Genomic DNA, 21,035 nt, shown 5'->3' on the forward strand with positions numbered 1-21,035 from the left:
TATGGTGGGGGTTGCATGTTTGAAGAGAACCTTGCATAATATTCGTTATGAAAATATTTAGTACTAAATAATCAGCATAGCAATGAAGGGGGTAGAAGCTTGCGGCATGTCTACGCATAAGGAGAACGTTCATCCAGTGCTCTACTCGTTCCGGGAAATCAACCAGACGATGAAACATCTGTTTCGAACGGAGGCGGAGGCACTGCATTTGACTGCTCTGCAAATCCTGCTGCTGGATGCTCTCGAGCAGGGAGGAGAGAGAAGCGTATCGGATTTGGCCGATCAGCTCGTCCTCTCGAACGCCGCGGTCAGCGGAGGTGTCGACCAGCTGGTCCAGCAGGGATTCGTTACCCGCAGGCGGTGCGAGCACGACCGCCGGATGGTTTTCGTCAGTCTAACGAAGCGGGGAGAAGAGAAGCGGAGCGAGAGCCTCGGTCCCGAGTCGCGCCTTATGAAGCGCATTGACAGCATGTTGAATTTACCGCAGGAGGAGCTGGACACATTGCTTGCCCTGCACCAAAAAATGATCGCCAATTTAGGCAAAGAAGAGGAGGGAACCTTTTAATGGGTTCGATGCGTATTTTTGTCATGAATCTTGTCATAATTTTTGTCATTCTGATTGCCGGGTTCCTCGGCTATTACTATTACAACCAGTCCACCACGTATGTGAAGACGAACAACGCCCAGATTACCGGTCAGCAGATGACCATCACGGCTCCGGCAACAGGACGTCTAACCGATTGGAAGGGGAAGCCAGGTACCGTCTACAAATCCGGCGACGTGATTGGTACGGTGGAATCCGCGGCAGCCACCGGCGGCTCGGGCTCGGTCAACGTTACTATGCCGACCGACGGGACGCTTGTGCAGACCGGCGCTTATTCGAACGAGATCGTTTCTCCGGGAACGCCGCTCGGGTATGCCTATAACATGAGCAACCTCTGGGTGAACGCGAACATTAAGGAAACCGAACTGAAGAACGTGAAAGTCGGCCAGACCGTTGACGTGTACGTGGACGCTGTGCCGAACCAGACGTTCACCGGGACCGTCGAGCAGATCGGGCTCGCCACAGCCGGCACGTTCTCGCTCCTGCCGAGCGGGAATACGAGCGGCAACTATACCAAAGTTACACAGGTTGTACCGGTCAAGATTACATTGTCCGACAGCCAGGGAGCCGGCCTCGTTCCCGGCATGAGCGCAGAGGTGCGCATCCACAGGTAAGGAGGCGACGTTAGTTGTCTGAGAGCAAAGCATTAATCGTTGTGGAGCCGGAGCGCGAAGAAAAAGAGACACCGATCCACCGCGGATGGGTGCTTGGTATCTTTCTGCTCGGCGCCTTCGTCACCATCTTGAACCAAACGCTGCTGAACGTAGCGATTCCGCACCTGATGAACGACTTCAACACGTCGGCCAGCACGATCCAATGGCTGTCGACCGGGTTCATGCTGGTCAACGGCATCGTCATTCCGATCTCGGCATTTTTGATCGGGACGTTCACGACAAGGCAGCTGTTTTTATCGGCCATGACGTCCTTTACGGTCGGCAGCTTGATCTGCGCCTTCTCGCCTTCATTCGCAGTCATGATGATCGGGCGGGTCATCCAGGGCCTCGGCGCGGGGATCATGATGCCGCTCATGATGACGGTCATTCTGAACATCTATCCGCCGGAGGTACGCGGCAGAGCGATGGGCACCATCGGCATCGCGATGTTCTTCGCCCCGGCGATCGGTCCGACGCTGTCGGGCTGGATTATCGAGCACTTTAGCTGGCGGCTGCTGTTCTATGTGGCGCTGCCTATCGCCATCCTCGATATTATACTGGCTGTTTTCTTCTTGAAAAATGTAACAAAGCAGACGAAGCCGAGCTTCGATATGCCCGGCTTTCTCGCCTCGACGATCGGCTTCGGCTCCCTGCTGTACGGAATCAGCGAGGCCGGCAGCAAGGGGTGGACCGATCCCATCGTGCTGACCACCATCGTGCTCGGCGTCGTCTTTGTCCTCTTGTTCATCGCAAGAGAGCTGACAACAGACAAGCCGCTGCTCGATTTGCGGGTATTTAAGTACAGTATGTTCTCCCTCAGTGCAGCGATCAGCTGCATCGTCAACATGGCGATGTTCGGCGCGACGATTCTCGTGCCGATCTATGTGCAGAACATTCGGGGCTACTCGCCTCTCGAGGCGGGTCTGCTGATGCTGCCCGGCGCGCTCTTGATGGGGATCATGTCTCCGATTTCCGGGGCACTGTTCGACAAGTTCGGGATCAAGCCGCTCGCCATCATCGGCCTCGGCATTACCGCCATAACGACGTGGGAGTTCACCAAGCTGAATGCCGACACGACTTATTCGACGCTTATGTGGCTGTACACGTTCCGCATGTTCGGCATGTCGTTCATCTCGATGACCATCATGACGACAGGCTTGAACCAGATTCCGCGGGAGCTGGCAAGCCACGGGACGGCCGCCTCGAATACTGCGCGGCAGATCGCCTCGTCGATCGGGACCGCCGTTCTGGTTACGGTTATGACAAGACGGACAACGTATCATATGGGGGAATACCAGAACACCGTCACGTCGACCAACCCGAGCCTGTACGACTCGTTCCAGTCGCTCAGCGCGGCATTCGGCGCCAAGCTCGGCGGATCGGTCGAGCAGGGGCATGCCTATGCCATCTCGATCCTGAATGGCCTTGCGACCAAAATGTCCACCATTCAGGGCATCAACGACGCCTTCGTGGTGGCGACCGGGCTGACGATCCTCGCGCTCATCGGCTCGCTGTTCTTCCGGCGCGTGCCCCATGGACAGAACGCGACGCGCGTCGTCGAAGCGGCCGTGAAAAAGGCGGTTCCGGTGACCGAGGTTCGGACGGGCGGCAAATAGCCTCCCGCCGAGCAGCGGCATCCGTTTGATTCAAGATTAGAAAGGACGTTGCTTACATGAAAATTTATGTCGTCTATGACAGCGAGAACGGCCACACCGAAGTGCTGGCCAAGTCCGTTGCGGAAGGAGCCGGACAGGTCGACGGGGCGGAGGTGCTGCTCCGGCATGTCCGGGATGCGCAGGTGCGCGAACTCGATGACGTGGATGCGATCATCTGGGGCTGCCCCGGGCACTTCGGCACGATCAGCGCCGGCCTCAAAACGTGGATCGACAAGCTGGGTTACACGTGGGCGAAAGGAAAGCTGATCGGCAAAGTAGGGGCCGCCTTCTGTACGACAGCGACCGTTCATGGCGGCATCGAGATGACGCTGTGGAACCTGATTACGCCGATGCTGCACAACGGCATGATTATCGTAGGTTTGCCGGGGAATATCCCGGAAAACGTCATGTATGGCTCGTATTACGGCTGCGGCATTACTTGCCCGGTCGAAGAAAGCGCGGACGCACCGCCCAATCTGCCGACCGAATCGGATCTCGCGCTCGGTCGGGCGCTTGGCCGCCGCGTAGCGGAGATTGCCGGCAAGCTAGCCTGATCGGCGCCTGAAGCAGAGAGGAGGAAACGAGATGGAGATTGTCATCCTGCTCGTCGCTCTTTTGGTGGCGCTCGTCGTACTGATTCCGCTGAACCTGAGAATGGCCAAGGTGGGCCGTAAGGATCGCCCCGATGATCAGGGGAAGGCCGCGCAGCAAAGCGGAGCTTCCTCGGAAACGCGGACTTCCGCAACCGGCCAAGCGGCACCGGCAGCTCGTGCTGCCGCACAACCGGGTGCAGAACCGGAGGTGACGGTTCGCCAGGCGGAAACTCGGCAAGAGAATGGCGGGCGAGTCACCGACGCGCCCCCTGCGAGCCGAGCGGACGCTGAACCGGCGCCCGCTCCGACCGAAGCGCCCTTGCCTTCTCCCCCAGGCGAGACGACATCCCGTCCTGCCCGCGGATCGGTCGCTCCACCGGCCAATAGACCGGAAGCCGGAGCCGAAGAGGCGGACGACGAGGCCTACCGAAAAGCGCTGCGCGAAGCGCTCCGTCCCGCATCAAAAGCGGCGGATCCGCAGCAAGCGGAGGCGTACAGCGATCATGACTATCGGGACATGCTGCGCACCATGAGCCGTTCCCGCGAGAAAAAGAATCAGGATTAAAGAAAACCAGCCTCCGGCAAGGAGGAGACGGCGGCAGCCGGACGCGAGATTGTCGCGTTCGGCTTTCGTCATGTCTGGCCGCCTCAGGGCCGGAGCCCGAAATGAGTGTGCCATTTCCCGGGGAAGCGCAGAGCTCGAGCCGGATCGCGGGCGTTCGACGGGGCAGAGTGCCAATCCTCCCGGCGGGAAAAGGCGTAGCAAACCGGCCGACCGCTTCATACATAATAGTAAACCGGTACGGGAGGCTGCCATGGAAGCTCGAAACATCAGGCCAAATACCAAATTAGGCAAAGCCAAATATTTGCTTGACCATGCCGAATTGAGTCTGCACGTCCCCGACACGGCTTCCGCGACAAAGGAGGAGCTTCTCTGGTTTCTTGACAAATACCGCATGGTCTATGTCAAGCCGAATAACGGGACGGGAGGACACGGCGTCCTGAAGGTGCGCGTCTCCCGGGGAGGACGCTATTCGTATCAGGTCGGCAAGCAGAAACGGACGTTTTCCTCCTACGAGGAGCTGTATCGTTCGCTGGCGAAGCGCCTCGCCTCGCGGAGGCATCTGGTGCAGCGCGGGATCCGGCTGCTGCGTTACGACAAGAGGCCGTTCGATATCCGGGTGATGATTCAGAAGAATCTGAAAGGGGAATGGGAGAACACGGGGATTATCGCACGGATCGCCTATCCCGGCAAGGTCGTGACGAACTATCACAGCGGCGGGACTCCTATCGACGTGAGGATTCCGCTCAAGCCGCATATCGAGGAGGAGAGGCTGGAAGAGACGGTGGAAAAGCTGGAGAAGTTCGGTCACGCCATCGCCAGCTATATCGGCAAAGGCTACCCGAAGGTGACAGCAATCGGCGTGGACGTAGCACTGGATAGGGAGCTTCGGCCCTGGATTATTGAAGTCAATACGAAACCGGATCCATACATCTTCAAGAAGCTGAAGGACAAATCCGTCTTTCACCGGGTCATCCGTTACGTAAGAGCCCATCGCAAGGCGGCAAGACACGATACGTGATAGCGAGCGCTGCCCGAGCAACCCGCTAGACGGGAGTGGGACTTCGTCATTCCCGTGGCAACGACGAAGCAGCTGCCCAGAAGCCAACAAGCCGCCGGTCGTCCAAAGGACGATGCCGGCGGCTTGTTGGCTTGGGAGAGGGCTTCCGGCGGAGCCGGGCGCCTGCCCGCAAGGAGACGGGGGGACGGGGAGCTTTATGTAGGGGCCTCCTGCCAGGCGGCCGTTTTAGAACAGGGAGAGGGCTAGCGTGTCCGTCCACTTCTTGGAGTACAGAATGGCGTCGCTGCCGACGATTTCGATGCTGTCGAGCGTATCGAGGAATTTTTTGACGGTCCGTTTGCCGGTCTTGATTTTCCGGTCCAGAATATCGACTAGCGTATCGATCAGCTTATTGTTGGGCTTTTTCCCCTTATTATCGATAATATATACGGGTATTTGTTGATCACTGAATTGGATGATGGTTTTCATTCGAACTACCTCCTATTCGCGTTATATGAAAATAGTATAAATTACGTATATTAAAATAGGATTAAAGAACGGCAACAAAATGAAAACAAATTTCACCAATTGGTGTATAGTTAAAGCAAACGATCCCAAGCGCAGGAGGAGGATACGGATGCAGGACGGGTTTATCGGCCATTCCATCACGGAAAGCGGCGTCTACAAGTCACTGTTCGACCATCATCCGGACGCCATCTACCTGATCGACCGGGAAGGGCGCTATCTTGATATGAACCCTTCCATGAAAGGGCTTACAGGTTATACGCTTGAAGAGTTGAACGAACGAACGGCTCACCGGCTGCTGGTGCCGGAGGAGTCTGCCCATCGCGAGTCCCGTCTACGGGCGGCGCTTGAAGGAGCAAACCAGCAGTTCGAAACGGCCTTCTATCATAAGGACGGCTATCGGATTGAAGTTCAGCTTCTATACATACCGATCTGCCGGGAAGGGCGGGTCGCCGGCGTTTATGGAATCGCCCGAGATATTACGGATAAGAAGCGGATGGAGGATCGGCTGCGGGAGAAAGAGGAGAAGTACCGCCTTCTGACGGAGCATTCGCTTGATTTTCTCACCCGGCTGTCCCCGGATTCGGTGGGCACCATCCGATACGCTTCCCCGGTCTGCCGCAGGCTCCTCGGCTACGAGCCGGAGGAGATGGTTGGCGCCAGCACGCTTGCGTTCATCCATCCGGAAGACCGGAAGGCGCTCATCCGGTACCGCTTGGCGGATCGTCACGAGCACACGCTGACCTACCGGGTGCTTCGCAAGGACGGCAGTTTCCTCTGGTTCGAAACGACGGTTCATTCTGTCATCGACGAGCGGACCGGCGAGACGGTTGAGCTCGTGGCCGTGTCGCGGGATATTACCGAGCGCCGCCGCTATCTGGAGGAGATCGAGCAGCTCAACTACCAGAATGCGCTTATTCTAGGCTCGGTGGGCGAAGGCATATTCGGCATCGACCGGGACGGTTGGATCCGCTTCCTGAATCCGACTGGAGCCGATCTGCTTGGCTGGGAGCAGGAGGACCTGCTTGGGCGGGAAGCCGGCACGGTCGTGCCACCGGGAGGCGAAGCGGCGGCGGAGCTTGCCCGCACACTGGCGGACGGCCTGCCCCGGCAGCTCGCCGATACCGAATTTTGCGGACGGGACGGGGGACTCCTGCCAGTGTCCTGCCGCATCCATCCGATTCGGGAGCAGGGTGAGCTGACCGGGGCCGTCGTCACCTTCCTCGACCTGACCCAGGAGAACGAGATGAGGCGGGCCAAGGAGAGCGCCGAACGGGCGACCCAGGCGAAGAGCGATTTTCTTGCGATGATGAGCCACGAAATCCGCACCCCGATGAACGGCATTATCGGAATGACCGAAATGCTCATGGAGACGGAGCTGACCGAGGAGCAGCAGGAGTACGCAGAAGTGATTGAGCGGAGCAGCCATTCGCTCCTTGGGATCGTGAACGACATCCTCGATTTCACCAAGATCGAATCCGGCAAGCTGGCCGTCGCCTGGGAGCCGTTTGATTTTTATTCTTGCGTCCAGGAGGTCATCGATTCGTTCGCGCTCCGTGCGGCGGAAAAGGGCATTGAGCTGATCTATTCGATCGGTCCGGCCGTTCCCGTCTATCTGATGGGAGACGCGGACCGGCTGCGGCAGCTGCTTGTCAATTTGATCGGCAACGCCATCAAGTTCACGGAAAGCGGGGAGATTCTGCTCGAGGTCGACCGAAGCAAGGAGGCGGAAGATGGCTGCTTCCTCCTGCAGTTCAGCTTGAGAGATACCGGGATCGGAATTCCGGCCGATAAGATCGGTCTCTTGTTCCAGTCGTTCTCCCAGGTGCATCCCGAGGTGAACCGGCAATACGGAGGCACCGGCCTCGGCCTCGCGATCTGCCGGCAGCTAACCGAGCTAATGGGAGGAGGAATCGGAGTCGAGAGCGTAGAAGGCGTAGGCTCCACGTTCCGGTTCCATATCTGGACAGCGCAAGCGCCGGACCTTCAGGAGTCCGCCGAAGCACAGTCGCAGGCAGCCGCGCTGCGCGGGCGCCGTGTTCTTCTCCTTGACGGCAACCGGACCAAGCGGCATGCGATCCGGCTCCTGCTGCGCAAACTGCAGCTTGAGGTGTATACGGCTTCGACGGTCGAGGAGGCGGAGGCCTGTCTCCAGAGCGAGGAGGGGCTGGATTTGCTCCTGTTTGATTGGAACGGGGAGCAGGGGAGCGGGGCGATCAACCGGCTGACCGGCATCTCCCGGCACCCGGAGCTGCGCTTCGTCCAGCTGGTTTCGATCGGGATGGAGCCGGTGGAGCATGATCATGTCGGCCTGCCAGCCTCCGTCCTGGTAAAGCCGGTGCATGCGAATCAGCTGATCTCTTGTCTGTCGGATCTATTCCTGTCCGGACGCAGGCCGTTCGAGCCCGATAAGCGTACGGCTCAGCTGGACGGGGGGACGGCCAAGCGGCTGCCGATGCGGCTCCTGGTCGCCGAGGATCATCCGGCCAACCGCAAGCTGCTGATCCGCATACTGGAGAAGCTCGGTTACGAACCGGATGCGGCGGTGAACGGCCAAGAGGCTTATGAGGCGCTCGCCACAGGCCGTTACGACGCCGCCTTTCTCGACGTGCAAATGCCGGTGCTTAACGGGCTGGAAGCGGCGGCGAGAGTGAGGGAACGGCTGGGACCGGGACGGATGCCCGTCCTGATCGCCGTGACGGCGAATGTACGTCCGGAGGATAAGGAGGCCTGCTTCTCCGCCGGCATGAGTGAATTCCTGACCAAGCCGATCCGGCTGGCCGACGTGAGCGAGGTCATCGAACGAATAGGGTCCGTTTCCGAACGTCGTCTCCTCTGCGCAGGGAAGGATGACGCGAACCGCGGCGGCGGGCTGCAGGCTGCCCGGTACGATGCTGAAGTCAGCGCTGCGGGAGAGAACGCAGTAATCCCGCCAGCCCGAGAGGAGGACGGGGAGCTGATCGACCGGGGCCATCTGAACGAGATTGCCTTGTTCGGGCAGGGAGACGCCTCTTTCCTGCGGGAGCTGCAGACGCTGTTCGAGACACGTACTGAGCAGCTGCTTGAGGAGATGAAGACATCCGTCGAGGAGGGCCGAACCGATCTTCTGGTCCGGCTGGCACATGAGCTGAAGGGGGCCAGCTCAAATCTGGGCGCCCGCTCATTGGCTCTTGTCAGCGGTCAGGCCGAGGTGAGGGCCAATGAGGGCGATTTGGAGGCGCTGTACGGCCTTCTGCCGATTCTCCAGCATACGTTTGAGAAGACGAGAGTCGCTCTCGAAGAGCTGGAACAGGAGCTAGATTCGCTGCGCCGCCAGGAGGAATGACGAAGGACTTGCCGATTCAGCCCCTTAAGCGGGAGAGAGCATGAGGAAGGGCCGCTCCATAGGGGCGGCCCTTCCGGCGGCTCTTCCACTCGCTCAGATGACATAGTCGAGCGGTGGGACGGGCTTGTAGCGTCGCGTCTCGGCCAGCGGCGGCGAATAGACATGCAGCGAAACTGCGGGAGTGTCCTCCCGATTGGCGAGCGCGTGCACTTGCCCTTTGCCGGCAAACAGATACTCGCCGGCCGGACAATCGACCGTGCCCCGTTCATGGGCGAAGCCGTATCGCCCGACCCGGTACAGCTGATTGGCGATCGTTCCGCGAATGACCTGCGCGCAGCCGATGGAATCGGCATGATCGTGGATCGGCGTCTCGGCGCCCGGGGGCAGATGAATGACGACCACTTCCACCTCGTCGGATACATAAAGGGTGTTCCTGCCGTAAGGAAGCGCCTCGGGCTCCGTCACGTACGGCTCTATGCTTGCGGATGTGCAGGCCAGCGAGGCCAGCCTGTTCTTCAGCTCGTAGAGAGTGGGCGTGCGCATTCCCTCGAACGCCTGCTCGACCGCTTGTTTGAATGGGACAGCTTGCTTGAACATATTCTACTCCCTTTCTTTGCATGGCCTTATTTCTTGCTCATAACCGGAATGGCGGCCAGCTATCAGATTTTCTTATAGATGCGGCACAACTGCCGGATGCGATGCCTTATTCTATTCATCGGACATGCTTTGGGAACCATAGGGAAACCCTTCTGACGGAAAAATAGGCGAATTTTCGATCCCGCATCCCCATGCCTTCCCGGCAATCTCATCTTAGGAGGAATCCAACCAATGAAGTTTAGCGAATTTCCGTACATCCGTCCGCATATGGACGAATTTGAATCCGTGTTCCGGCAGCGGCTGGAGGTGTTCCGCCAAGCCGGCAGCGCCGAAGAGCAGGGGAGCGCGCTGCACGCGCTCAATGACCTTCGCAGCGAATACGAGTCGATGGGCTCTCTGGCCGTCATCCGTCACCGGGTCGACACCGAGGATGCTTTCTACAAGGAAGAACAGCAGTTCTTCGACGATTCTCATCCTCGCTATGAGGGACTCCTGAACGACTACTACCGAGCATTGCTCGCAACCCCCTACTGGGAAGCGATGGAGCGGCAATTCGGCAAGCGGCTGTTCGATACAGCGCGGCTCGAGATCGGTACGTTTTCTCCCGACATTATGGAGGAGCTGCGAGAGGAGAACCGGCTGACGAGTGCGTATACCAAGCGGATCGCCTCCGCCAGAATCGTGTTCGACGGGGAGGAGCGAACCCTCCCTCAGCTCGCCCGCTACCAGCTGTCGCCGAACCGCGACGTGCGCAAGCAGGCAGCCGATGCGAAGTATCGGTTCTTCGAGGAACATGAGGAAGAGCTGGACGACATCTACGACAAGCTGGTAAAAGTACGCGCGCGGATGGCGGCGAAGCTGGGGTATCCGAGTTATGTCGAGCTGGCATACGACCGGCTGAATCGCTCGGATTACGGACCGGACGAGGTAGCCTCCTTCCGGAAGCAGGTCGAAGAGACGATCGTGCCGGTCGCCTCAAGCATCAAACGGCGGCAGGCGGACCGGATCGGCGTCGAGTCGCTCACGTATTACGACGACAAATTCGAGTTTCCGAGCGGCAATCCGGCACCGCGCGGCGACGCCGATTGGATTCTTGCGCAGGCCGTTCAGATGTATGACGAGCTGTCTCCCGAGACATCGGCCTTTTTCCACGACATGGTCGACCGGGGCCTGATGGATTTGGTGAGCAAGAAGGGCAAGGCGACCGGCGGATTTTGCGATTACCTCGTCAAGTTCGGAGCTCCCTTCATTTATTCGAACTTTAACGGAACGGCAGCAGATGTGCGGGTGCTTACGCACGAAGCCGGCCATGCCTTCCAGGCCTCGTTCGGCGGCCGGTTCGGCTTGCCGGAGTACATATTCCCGACCATGGAGGCGGCGGAGATCCATTCCATGAGCATGGAATTTTTCACCTGGCCGTGGATGGAGCTGTTCTATGGCGATGAGGCGGACAAGAGCCGGTACGCTCATTTAACAGAGCAGCTCACCTTTATTCCTTATGGCGTCGCGGTAGATGAATACCAGCATTGGGTCTACGAGCACGCGGAAGCTTCACCCGCTGAGCGGAAGGCCGCGTGGCGCCAAATCGAGAAACGGTATCTGCCGCACCTTGATTACGCCGGCATGCCGTTCCTGGAGAGAGGCGGCTACTGGATGCAGCAGTCGCATATCTTCCGCAGCCCGTTCTATTACATCGATTACACGCTGGCGCAGGTCTGCGCTTTTCAATTCTGGCAAAAAGCCGAGCAGAACCGCGAGTCGGCCTGGTCGGACTACGTCCGGCTCTGCCAGGCGGCGGGCAGCAAGAGCTTCCTCGAGCTGGTCAGCCTGGCGAATCTGACGTCTCCGTTCGAGGACGGCTGTATCCGTGCGGTGATGGGTGATCTCGAAGCATGGCTCGGGCAGGTGGACGAGAGCATGTTGACCGGCGCTCCCAAGCAGCCGGAGCAAGACTAGTGAGGAAATTGGAGGAACGCGAAATGCTGCTGCCATCGTTTCAATTGGAGAAGAAAGTCGCTGTCGTGACGGGCGCCGGGCGGGGCATCGGGCGCGCGCTCGCGATCGGGCTCGCCGAGGCGGGTGCGGATGTGGCGATCCTGGCCAGAACCGATGACGATCTGGCCGAAGTGGCGGAACAGATCGTCAGTCTGGGACGGCAGGCTTACCCGGTCCGGACGGATGTCACCGTCAAGCGAGAGGTCGATCATGCGGTCGAGGCGGTGCTCCGCCAGGCCGGCCGGATCGACATTCTCGTGAACAACGCGGGCATGAACATTCGGACACCCGCTCTGGACGTGACGGAAGAGGAATGGGACACGATCGTGCAGACGAACCTGAAATCCGCTTTTTTGATGGCGCAGGCCGTCGGAGCGCGAATGAAGGAACAAGGAGGCGGCCGGATCATCAACATCGCGTCGGTCGCCGGGCACGTCGCGATGAGGACGGGCGTCGTCTACGGCTCCACCAAGGCGGCGCTCATCCAAATGACCAAGATTCTTGCCCTGGAATGGGGGCCCTCCGGCATTCTGGTCAACGGGATCGGCCCCTGGTACTTCCGGACGCCGCTGACCGAAAAGCTGCTGGCCGACCCGGCATTCGTGGAAGAAGTGCTCGGGCGCACGCCGCTCAAGCGGATAGGCGACCTGAGGGATTTGGTCGGCCCGGTGGTCTTCCTGTCGTCCGATGCGGCTAATTACATCACGGGGCAAACGCTGTTTGTGGACGGCGGCATGTCGATTTACGGGTTTTGACGTTTGCTCCCCTGCCGTTTAGTTATAGGTCAAGAAGACCGGCCTCTGCGCTTCTGCGCGGAGGCTTTTTGGCATGGGGACAAACAGACGCTCGCCTAGGGCCTGGCTGCATAATTGTCCGCCATTCTGGCACGCTAGAGGAAGAACTGCCGAAGCATACCAGACCTGAAGCTTGGGAGGAAGCCAGCATGAAAGCCTTCTATCGAATCCTCGGCTTGACGGGAGTGCTGGCCGCATGGCTGCTGGGAGCCGTGCCGGCCGGCATCCTGTCTAGTACGGCGGGTACGGCCCTCTCGGCCGCCCCGGACCCAGCCCCTCCGCCGACGACTCCGGATCTTGCGGGCGGGCAGGAGGCCAAGATCCGGGAGCCGAAGCAGCTGACCCTCGCGGAGCTGCACAAGAAATATCCGAGCACGTTTCTGCTTAGTGGATCCCCGGATAAACGGCAGGTGGCGCTGACCTTCGACGATGCGCCCGACGTGCGGTTCACTCCGCTCATTCTGGACGAGCTGAAGAAGGCTGGCGTGAAGGCGACCTTCTTCGTCGTCGGAAACCGTGCGCAGGCGCATCCCGAGCTAGTCCGGCGCATGAAGGAGGAGGGCCATGCGGTGGGCAATCACTCGCTCACTCATGCCAATCTCCCCAAGAAGAGCGATGAGAAGTTTCATGAAGAGATCTTGAAGACGGACGAGATCATCCGGGGATTGACCGGCTATACGCCGTTTCTCGTTCGGCCGCCCTACGGCAACATCAGCGAGGAGCAAATCAAATGGCTGGCCAGCCAGCGGAAGAAGATCATCAACTGGAACGTCGATTCGCTCGACTGGAAAAACTTGAACGCGGAACAGGTGGAGGCGAATATTCTCGGGCATGCCGGCCCCGGCTCCATTGTGCTTCAGCACGCGGGAGGGGGAGTAGGCGAGGATCTGACCGGCACGGTCGAAGCGCTGCCGGGCGTCATCGCCAAGCTTCGGGAGGAAGGACTGGAGCTCGTGACCGTTCCCGAGCTGCTCGGCATTCCGCTTGGGGAGTAACGCCTCTCGTTCGGCGGGGAGCATCCCTGCGGATTGGGCAGGTCGGTTAGAAAGGAGGGGAGCAGGATGGCAAGAAGAAGAAACCGGCGCATTCTCGTACCGGGAGCGGAGCAGCAGATGGACCGGTTCAAGGCCGAGGTGATGCGCCAGGAAGGATACCAGACACCGGAGGACCGGCCGAACGATGTCAAGTATGAAGTGGCGGAATCGCTGGGCATTCCGCTGCAGCCGGGTGACAACGGCCGGCTGACGACCGAGGACGCCGGCAAGATCGGCGGACGAATTGGCGGCTCGATGGTACGCGAGCTGATCCGCAGAGCCAAGGAGAAGCTTTCCCGGTAGCGTTGCATTCGGGCTTAGTTTCATGCAGCAGTCGTTCGTTACGCTAGGCAAAACCGCTCGCTTCCGACAGGGAGGAGCGGCTTTTTGCTTTATTCGTCGAAAAGGAAGCCGGCCACAGGCCTTTGCAAGGATCAGACAAAGATGCTATGTTGGAGGGAAGAAGGAACGAAATGCCGTTGCAAGCGGAAGGAGATTCGTTAAATGCTGTTTATCGACAATAAAGGAATTACCGATCCCCGCATCAATCTGGCGATCGAGGAATATGCGTTGCGCCAGCTGCCGATCGAGGATGACTACTTGCTCTTCTATATTAACGAGCCGTCCATCATTATCGGCAAAAACCAGAATACGATGGAGGAGATCAATTCGGAATACGTGGAAGCGAACGGCATTCATGTCGTCCGCCGGCTGTCCGGAGGCGGAGCGGTCTATCACGATCTCGGCAACCTGAATTTCAGCTTTATCACCAAGGATGACGGAAGCTCGTTTCATAATTATCGCAAATTTACCCAGCCGGTCGTCGAAGCGCTGCGGGACATGGGGGTAGACGCCGCCTTGTCGGGCCGTAACGACCTGCAGGTCGGCGAGCGCAAGATCTCGGGCAATGCCCAATTCTCCACCAAGGGACGGATGTTCAGCCACGGTACCCTCCTGTTCGACAGCGATATGGAGAGGGTCTCGCTGGCGCTCAAGCCGAATCCCGAGAAGTTCAAATCCAAGGGGATCAAATCGATCCGCAGCCGGGTTGCGAACATCGCGGAGTTTTTGGACGAGCCGATGACGATCGGCCAATTCCGCGAAGCGCTGCTCCGCTCGATCTTCGGCGGCGGGCAGGTGACGGAATACGTGCTGGAAGACCGCGACTGGGCGGCCATCGAAGCGATCTCTCAAGACCGGTACCGCAATTGGGACTGGAACTACGGCAAATCCCCCATGTTTAATGTGAGAGAGGTGCGCCGCCTCTCTTCCGGTACGTTCGACGTGCGGCTCGATGTGGAAGAAGGACACATCCGACAAGCGTCGATCTATGGCGACTTCTTCGGCCTCGGAGAAGTGTTCGACGTAGAGGAGAAGCTGAGAGGCGTCCGATACGAACGTGCTTCGGTCGAAGAAGCGCTGGCCGATGTCGACCTGACTCACTATTTCGGGCCGGTCGACCGGGAGGAATGGCTGTCGCTGCTGTTCTAAACGGCGGCTTCATAACCGCCTTGGCCGCTGCGGCATTGGGCGGGCAGCTTGGCGGAGTGACGGATAAAGAAAGCATCGGCGGGCGGCGGAGCGTCCCGGCATCTGCTGGGGATGCTCCCTTGATTCCGCTCAGTAGGATGAAGGAGGTCTATTCATGGATAGTGTAGCGATTCGGCGGCTTGAGGCAGCTGATCCGGAGATGATTGAGGAAGCGTTCCGAAAGCAGGGGTGGAGCAAGCCCGCTTCGCAGTATCTGCGTTACCTGGCGGAGCAGGAAGAGGGAGCCAGGGCTGTTTTGGTAGCGGAATATGAAGGCGCTTTCGCAGGGTATGCGACGATCAAATGGGCTTCGGCATACGAGGCGTTCCGCGAACGGGAGATTCCCGAGGTGAACGACTTTAACGTTCTGCTGCGCTATCGCCGGCTGGGCATCGGCACGATGCTCATGGAGGAAGCGGAGCGGCTGATAGCCGAGCGGTCTTCCCTCGCCGGGCTTGGCGTCGGTCTCTATGCCGATTACGGCGCCGCCCAGGTGCTGTACGCCCGAAGAGGCTACGTGCCGGACGGCCGGGGCATTCAATGGCAGAATCGGTCCGTCGAGCCGGGAGCCAGCATTCCGATTGACGATGATGCCGTCCTGTATTTGATCAAGCAGCTGAATTAACGCCTTATAGAGAGGAGCAGAGATAAATGGGAAACGTGGGACAATGGGAGCAGGCGGAGCCGGGCGTGACACGTAAAATTTTTCCGGTCGGCCAGTCACTGATGATGATGGAGGTCCGGTTCGAGGAAGGTGCGGAGGGCTATGAACACAGCCATCCCCATGAGCAAATTTCCTACGTGCTCCGAGGTGCGTTCGAATTCCGCATCGACGGAGAGCCGCGCCTCGTCCGGCAGGGGGAAACGATCGTCATTCCTTCCGGAGCGAGACACGGCACGAGGGCGTTGGAAGCGGGAGCGCTGCTCGACGCGTTCACGCCGATCCGTGAGGATCTCGTGAAACGCGAGTAGCCGGTAAGCCTATGCGGTAGGATCGAAGGCATAGATCGCAGCGAAGCGGTCGAGCAGAGGGATCAAGAGCAAGCCGTACGGCAGGAGGGCTCTGCTCCCCATCCAGCTGAGTGAAGCATCCGTCCTGGGGGGGAGAGCTAGCGGCGAGGCCGGGACATAGCCGCTGGCCGCCGCGGTCACAGGGAGGCCCAGCCATCCGGCTGGGCCTTCCTTAAGTGCGTCGCAGCCGCTCGTCTAGCTCCGAGAGAAGGCGACTGGCAAACGCGAGTATGCCTTCCTTCTATACGGAAGAAGAATAGAGGGAGCTAGAGAGATTCCCGAAAAATCAGCGTGCGGGTGCATGGAAGCCGCCGGCTTCTCTAGCGAAAACCGCATCAAGCTTCAAGCGGGAGCCGCAAGATGCTATAATCAACAAGGAAACCAGCATCACGCGTCCCGACCCATGCGGTTCGGACGGTAACAAAGAAGGAGTTGGAAGGATGGAAGAGAAGAAAAGCTGCTGCGGATCTGCCGAACGCGGGGCCCTCGATACAGAGCAGCCGGTAAAGAAAAAGCCGGCCGCCAAAAAGACGACCGCCAAGAAGACGCCAGCCAAGAAAACCGTCAGCAAAAAGGCGGAGGAGAAGGAAACGGTTTTGGCAGAGAAGGCGGCTGAACTGACAGCCGAAACGGACGCACCGCAGGCCGTCATTCAAGAAGCCGCACAGGAGATCGCGGCAGCCTCGGCCATCGCCGGGACGGAGAGGGAAGGGATGGTGCTCATCCCGGCCGGCGAGTTCCTGATGGGGAATAACTTCCGGCAATACGGGTTTCCCAAGGATGGCGAAGAGCCCGTACATAAAGTTAAGCTGGACGCGTTTTATCTGGATACTACCGCGGTGACGAACGCGCAGTTCCGGGAATTCGTCCAAGCGACCAAGTACAAGACGGAGGCGGAGCGGTTCGGCTGGTCGTTCGTCTTTCGGCAGTTCGTTCAGCCCTCCGATTATCACCGGGTCATCTCCCGCGTCCCCGGCACGTCGTGGTGGATCGGCATGTACGACGCCTATTGGTACTGCCCGGAGGGGCCGTCCAGCACGATCGAGGACCGGTTGGACCATCCGGTCGTCCACGTCACCTGGAACGACGCCAAAGCCTATGCCAAATGGGCGGGAAAACGGCTTCCGACGGAAGCGGAATGGGAATACGCGGCGCGCGGCGGACTTGAGCAGCAGCTGTTCCCCTGGGGGAATGAGCTGACGCCGGACGGCAAGCATATGTGCAACATCTGGCAGGGCGTCTTCCCGGAGAAGAACACGGCACGCGACGGCTTCCTCGGCACGGCGCCGGCCAAGTGGTATGACCCGAACGGCTACGGACTCTATCAAGTAAGCGGCAACGTATGGGAATGGACGGCGGACTGGTTCAGCCCGACCTACTATGAGGAAAGCCCTGAATACGCACCGCAAGGTCCTGCCAAGGGTGAGCGCCGCTCGATGAGAGGCGGCTCGTATCTGTGCCACAAGTCGTATTGCAACCGTTACCGGGTCGCCGCCCGCAATTCGAATACGCCGGATACGTCGGCGGGCAATATCGGCTTTCGCTGCGCGGCGGACGTGTAACGAATGGCGCGGCTCTCCGAGCTCGACCCGGTCCGGCTGACCGACGCCCAGATGGAGCGCATGCTGTTCGACGGGCTGGAAGACAACGGCTCGGCGGCCGACTGCATTCTTGTATTCGGCAGCAAGCACAGTCTCAAGTACCGGGTACCGCATGCCGTCCGGCTGTACCAGGCAGGGCGCGCGCCGCGCATCTTGATGTCTGGCGGCGTCGTCTGGCCGGACGACGACCGGCCGGAGGCGGTCCGAATGAAGGAAGAGGCCGTCCGGCTCGGCGTGCCCGAAGCGAGCGTCTTCACGGAGACACAGTCGCTGCACACCAAGGAAAACGTGCTGGCCTCGCTTCTGGCGCTGGACCGCTGCTGCCAGCTGCATGAGCTGAGGAGCATCCTTCTCGTCACGACGTCCTATCATATGAGACGCTGCCTGCTAACCTGCCAGACCTATATGCCGTCCTGGCTGACCATTCTGCCGAGTCCGGTGAACGACGAAACGACGCGCAGAGACAATTGGCATTCGAATCCGCGCGGACGGCTGCTCGTCGAGCAGGAGGCCAGCAAGCTGGTAGGCTACGTACGAAGCGGCGTGCTCCTGGACGCTGCCTATTAATCTGCTGTAAGAGACTGCCCTATGGGCAGTCTTTTTTGTTGTTCTTCCGTGGGAGGCCGGCTTCACAATTCCTGGACATGTAGACAGGGAATCCGGCCTGCAACATACCCGGAACCGAGTTCACAATTTCCAGAGAATTGTTAAAAAGGGCAACTAGGGACTCATGCCGAATCATGGGTGGTTATGTAGAATATAAGAAAGTTCTTTGGCGAAAGGTAGAACCTTATGGCGAGGAACCCGATAATATAGTAAGTTATACATTGGTACTTTTTGCTATGTAGAATGAGGAGAATACGAGACTCTATATATAATGAGGTTACTAGACGAATGAAAAAATATCGGGACGCTTTGATGGCAAATATCCAGAACCAGCTCGAAATCTGGTTCGACCAAGAACAGCCGATCCCCGGCGAAGAAATTTACCGGTTCCTGCACGCGGTCAAGGGAACGGCGGGGACGATCGGCCTGACGGCTCTCTACGAGGCGGTCACACAGCTGATGAATCAGCTTGAGGAGCAGGAGAGCCGGGACTGGAGTCCGCAGGAGCTCCGTTCCTTCCTGATGAGCATGGTCACCATTACCTATGAATATCATGCGAACCAGGATTTGATCCTGCCCGCAGGACTGAGTAGAGGGACGGAAGAGAGCAAACAGCCCCTGCTGCTCGTCGTCGACAACGACGTCCAGATGCTCATGACGCTCAAAGAAGAACTGGAGAAGAAGGGCTGCCTGGTCATCGGGACGGTCAATCCCGACAAAGCGGTCTCGCTTTACCATGACTGGAAGCCTGACTGCCTTATCCTCGACCTGCCGCAAAGAGAGGCGCGCCGGGTGATGAACGAGCTGAACGAGCAGATCCGCAAGCAGCTTGTCTGGGTGATCATGACCGGCTGTGACGAGGAGCGGGAACGGCGGCTCGATGCGTTCCGGTTAGGCGCGGACGACTATTACGTCAAGCCGCTTGATCTCGAGGAGCTGCTGATTAAGCTAGAGATCAAGCTAGAGCGCAAGAAGTGGTTCGACAATGCCCTCTTCCTCGACGAGCTGACGGGCGCCTACAACCGTAAATTCATGAAAACCCAATTCGAGAAGCTGTGCAGCGGGCCGGGGCTTGCCCTCGCCGTACTGGACCTCGACAATTTCAAGCAGGTAAATGACCGTTACGGTCACATGGTGGGAGACCAGACGCTGCATGCGTTCTCGGAATTCATCAAGTGCCGGCTGCGCCGCGAGGATTCCATCATACGCTTCGGAGGCGAGGAGTTCGTCCTGCTGCTTCCAGAGACTAGAGGAGAGGAGGCCGTCGGGATCGTGGACAGGCTGCGCGACGAATTCGCTTCCCATTCCTTCGAGACATCCGCCGGAGAGCTGACTGTCTCCTTCTCGGCCGGGGTGGTCGAGCACAGAGGCTCCAAGGAGCCGCTCAAGTATTGGCTCGGTCTTGCGGACCAAGCGCTCTACCGAGCGAAATCACTCGGGAAGAATCGGGTCGAGCTGGCCATCCCGGGCAGCGATAAGCCGGTTAACGCCGGCTGGAGAGTGGCGATCATCGACGACGACGCCATCATCCGGACGATGATGGCGGAATATGTATCGCATTTTTTCCCGGAATCGGTGCAGGCCGAGATTCGGACGTTCGGCAACGGAGAGATCTTCCTGGCGGACGACTGGCATCGCCAGGAGGGTACCTACCTGCTGCTTCTGGACGGCATCATGCCGAGAATGGACGGGCTGGAGGTGCTGCAGAGGGTGAGAGCGTATTCCGATTCGGACAAATACAACATCATCATGCTCACGGGCCGCAAAAGCGAGAAAGACATCGTCAAGGCGCTGCAGCTCGGCGCTGACGATTACGTTACAAAGCCGTTCGGCATCCAGGAGCTCGAAGCGAGGGTCAAACGGCTCATCCAGAGGAAGAAATAATGGATCGCGCGCTGATGGTCGTCCTGGTGTCTCTCGTTGTCATTCTCATCCTGCTGGGGACTCTCCTAGTTTACATAGTCGCCCGTAAAGCGGTTGAAAACAAGCAGGCTCGCCGGCTCGAACAGCTGCAGGAGCATTACCAGCTGCCCCTGCTGAGATATCTGAAGGACGGGGCGTTCACCAGGCTGCTCGTTCCCGAAGGACGGGAGAAGACCGAGGCGCTCGAAAATCTGCTGGCCCTGTACGCCGGCGTTCTGCGGGGCGAGGAGACGAACGGCCGCATTGCCGAATATACGGAGCTGTACTGGTCGGAGCGGTTCCGCCGCCGTCTCCGCTCCCGCAGCTGGAGTGTAAGGATGAACACTCTCTATCGCATCGATCTGTTTCGTATGCGGAGCCTGGAGCAGGAACTGCTCACCCGCCTGAATGCCGGGGGGCTGACGAATCCCGAGCAGGTGGAGACATTCCGTATCCTTTCCTCATTCGGGACGAAAGAGCTCGTCGGCCAGCTGCTGCAATCGGACGCCGACTTTTCGGACTTTCATTGCCGAAGCATCGTGAACCGGATGGATGAGCAGACGTTTGCCGAGGCGATGGAACGGTTTGCCGAACTGCCGAGACGCTGGCAGCTTTCGCTGCTGGACGTCATCGGCGTCCAGCGCCGGGTGGAGCGGCTTCCGTTTTTGGAGGAACTGCTGAAGGGCGGAGACATTGAGCTGCGGACACGCTCGCTCAAAGCAATGAGCCAGTTCAGCCTGCTGCTGCCCAAAGAAGAGTATCTGCGCCACGCGGATTCCGACGACTGGCAGGAAAGAGTCATGGCAGCCAGGCTGTTCGGCGCGGTCCGGTCGGCGGTCTATGTCCGGGTGCTGCAGCGGCTTATGCGCGACCCGTCCTGGTGGGTGCGCTCGCAGGCGGCGCAGTCGCTGCTCGAGTACCCGGAGGGCCGGCTCCTGTTGGAGCGGATTGTCGAGGGAGACGAAGACTCCTTTGCCCGCGATATGGCGTTAGAATGGCTGGAGAAGGAGGAGACACGTGGATTCATTTCTTGACGGACTGCTCGCCT

20 protein-coding genes are annotated in these 21,035 nt (G+C 59.1%); 18 read left to right on the forward strand and 2 right to left on the reverse strand.

The features are described 5' to 3' along the window. Window positions 1-106 precede the first annotated feature (106 nt). From KJS47_RS01160 to KJS47_RS01185, 6 genes are all read left to right on the forward strand, one after another. Window positions 107-565 (forward strand): MarR family winged helix-turn-helix transcriptional regulator, encoded by a 459-nt coding sequence (locus tag KJS47_RS01160; protein ID WP_213522062.1) that lies wholly within the window; start codon window positions 107-109, stop codon window positions 563-565. Further along, window positions 565-1,218 (forward strand): HlyD family secretion protein, encoded by a 654-nt coding sequence (locus KJS47_RS01165; protein ID WP_213522064.1) that lies wholly within the window; start codon window positions 565-567, stop codon window positions 1,216-1,218. The genes KJS47_RS01160 and KJS47_RS01165 overlap by 1 nt, the downstream gene beginning before the upstream one ends. 14 nt (window positions 1,219-1,232) lie before the next feature. Continuing rightward, the gene (locus KJS47_RS01170; protein WP_213522066.1) at window positions 1,233-2,873 is read left to right on the forward strand and encodes a DHA2 family efflux MFS transporter permease subunit; all 1,641 of its coding nucleotides are present in this window, start codon (window positions 1,233-1,235) and stop codon (window positions 2,871-2,873) included. A gap of 56 nt (window positions 2,874-2,929) precedes the next feature. Then, entirely contained in the window at window positions 2,930-3,466 is a 537-nt protein-coding gene (locus KJS47_RS01175; protein WP_213522068.1) for an NAD(P)H-dependent oxidoreductase, read from the forward strand. Between the two features lie 31 nt (window positions 3,467-3,497). After that, on the forward strand, window positions 3,498-4,070 hold the full coding sequence (locus tag KJS47_RS01180) for a hypothetical protein (protein ID WP_213522070.1): 573 nt from the start codon (window positions 3,498-3,500) through the stop codon (window positions 4,068-4,070). A gap of 250 nt (window positions 4,071-4,320) precedes the next feature. Continuing rightward, window positions 4,321-5,088 carry a YheC/YheD family protein gene (locus tag KJS47_RS01185; protein ID WP_213522072.1) on the forward strand — a complete coding sequence of 256 codons (768 nt, stop codon included), beginning with the start codon at window positions 4,321-4,323 and terminating at the stop codon, window positions 5,086-5,088. 225 nt (window positions 5,089-5,313) lie between these two features. On the opposite strand, the gene KJS47_RS01190 is transcribed toward KJS47_RS01185, so the two are convergent. Then, the gene (locus tag KJS47_RS01190; RefSeq protein WP_213522075.1) at window positions 5,314-5,556 is read right to left on the reverse strand and encodes a hypothetical protein; all 243 of its coding nucleotides are present in this window, start codon (window positions 5,554-5,556) and stop codon (window positions 5,314-5,316) included. A 148-nt stretch (window positions 5,557-5,704) separates the two neighbouring features. Between KJS47_RS01190 and KJS47_RS01195 the strand changes: the two genes are divergently transcribed. After that, complete coding sequence (locus tag KJS47_RS01195; protein WP_213522077.1) at window positions 5,705-8,917, forward strand: PAS domain S-box protein; 3,213 nt, start codon at window positions 5,705-5,707, stop codon at window positions 8,915-8,917. A 93-nt stretch (window positions 8,918-9,010) separates the two neighbouring features. Here the strand turns inward: KJS47_RS01195 and KJS47_RS01200 are convergent, their stop codons facing one another. Beyond that, entirely contained in the window at window positions 9,011-9,514 is a 504-nt protein-coding gene (locus tag KJS47_RS01200; RefSeq protein ID WP_213522079.1) for a cysteine dioxygenase, read from the reverse strand. Window positions 9,515-9,745: 231 nt separating this feature from the next. Here KJS47_RS01200 and KJS47_RS01205 point away from each other — a divergent pair, with 231 nt between their 5' ends. From KJS47_RS01205 to KJS47_RS01255, 11 genes are all read left to right on the forward strand, one after another. Next, window positions 9,746-11,470, forward strand: coding sequence for a M3 family oligoendopeptidase (locus KJS47_RS01205; RefSeq protein WP_213522081.1), 1,725 nt, complete (start codon window positions 9,746-9,748; stop codon window positions 11,468-11,470). 23 nt (window positions 11,471-11,493) lie between these two features. After that, window positions 11,494-12,264 (forward strand): SDR family NAD(P)-dependent oxidoreductase, encoded by a 771-nt coding sequence (locus tag KJS47_RS01210; RefSeq protein ID WP_213522083.1) that lies wholly within the window; start codon window positions 11,494-11,496, stop codon window positions 12,262-12,264. Between the two features lie 188 nt (window positions 12,265-12,452). Continuing rightward, entirely contained in the window at window positions 12,453-13,298 is an 846-nt protein-coding gene (locus KJS47_RS01215; protein ID WP_213522084.1) for a polysaccharide deacetylase family protein, read from the forward strand. Window positions 13,299-13,364: 66 nt separating this feature from the next. Then, window positions 13,365-13,640 carry an alpha/beta-type small acid-soluble spore protein gene (locus tag KJS47_RS01220; protein WP_213522085.1) on the forward strand — a complete coding sequence of 92 codons (276 nt, stop codon included), beginning with the start codon at window positions 13,365-13,367 and terminating at the stop codon, window positions 13,638-13,640. Window positions 13,641-13,841: 201 nt separating this feature from the next. Then, window positions 13,842-14,828 (forward strand): lipoate--protein ligase, encoded by a 987-nt coding sequence (lplA, locus tag KJS47_RS01225; RefSeq protein ID WP_213522086.1) that lies wholly within the window; start codon window positions 13,842-13,844, stop codon window positions 14,826-14,828. A 154-nt stretch (window positions 14,829-14,982) separates the two neighbouring features. After that, a complete protein-coding gene (locus KJS47_RS01230; RefSeq protein WP_213522087.1) occupies window positions 14,983-15,492 on the forward strand; it encodes a GNAT family N-acetyltransferase in 510 nt (169 codons plus the stop codon). 26 nt (window positions 15,493-15,518) lie between these two features. Further along, complete coding sequence (locus tag KJS47_RS01235; RefSeq protein ID WP_213522088.1) at window positions 15,519-15,839, forward strand: cupin domain-containing protein; 321 nt, start codon at window positions 15,519-15,521, stop codon at window positions 15,837-15,839. 479 nt (window positions 15,840-16,318) lie between these two features. Continuing rightward, window positions 16,319-17,440, forward strand: a complete 1,122-nt coding sequence (locus tag KJS47_RS01240; RefSeq protein ID WP_213522089.1) for a formylglycine-generating enzyme family protein — start codon at window positions 16,319-16,321, stop codon at window positions 17,438-17,440. Between the two features lie 3 nt (window positions 17,441-17,443). Then, window positions 17,444-18,046 carry a YdcF family protein gene (locus KJS47_RS01245; protein WP_213522090.1) on the forward strand — a complete coding sequence of 201 codons (603 nt, stop codon included), beginning with the start codon at window positions 17,444-17,446 and terminating at the stop codon, window positions 18,044-18,046. Window positions 18,047-18,373: 327 nt separating this feature from the next. Further along, the gene (locus tag KJS47_RS01250; RefSeq protein WP_213522092.1) at window positions 18,374-19,969 is read left to right on the forward strand and encodes a diguanylate cyclase; all 1,596 of its coding nucleotides are present in this window, start codon (window positions 18,374-18,376) and stop codon (window positions 19,967-19,969) included. After that, window positions 19,969-21,021, forward strand: coding sequence for a HEAT repeat domain-containing protein (locus KJS47_RS01255; protein ID WP_213522094.1), 1,053 nt, complete (start codon window positions 19,969-19,971; stop codon window positions 21,019-21,021). Before KJS47_RS01250 ends, KJS47_RS01255 begins: the two co-directional genes overlap by 1 nt. Window positions 21,022-21,035: the final 14 nt, after the last annotated feature.

It is taken from the genome of Paenibacillus sp. J31TS4 (assembly GCF_018403265.1).
Taxonomy (GTDB): Bacteria; Bacillota; Bacilli; order Paenibacillales; family NBRC-103111; genus J31TS4.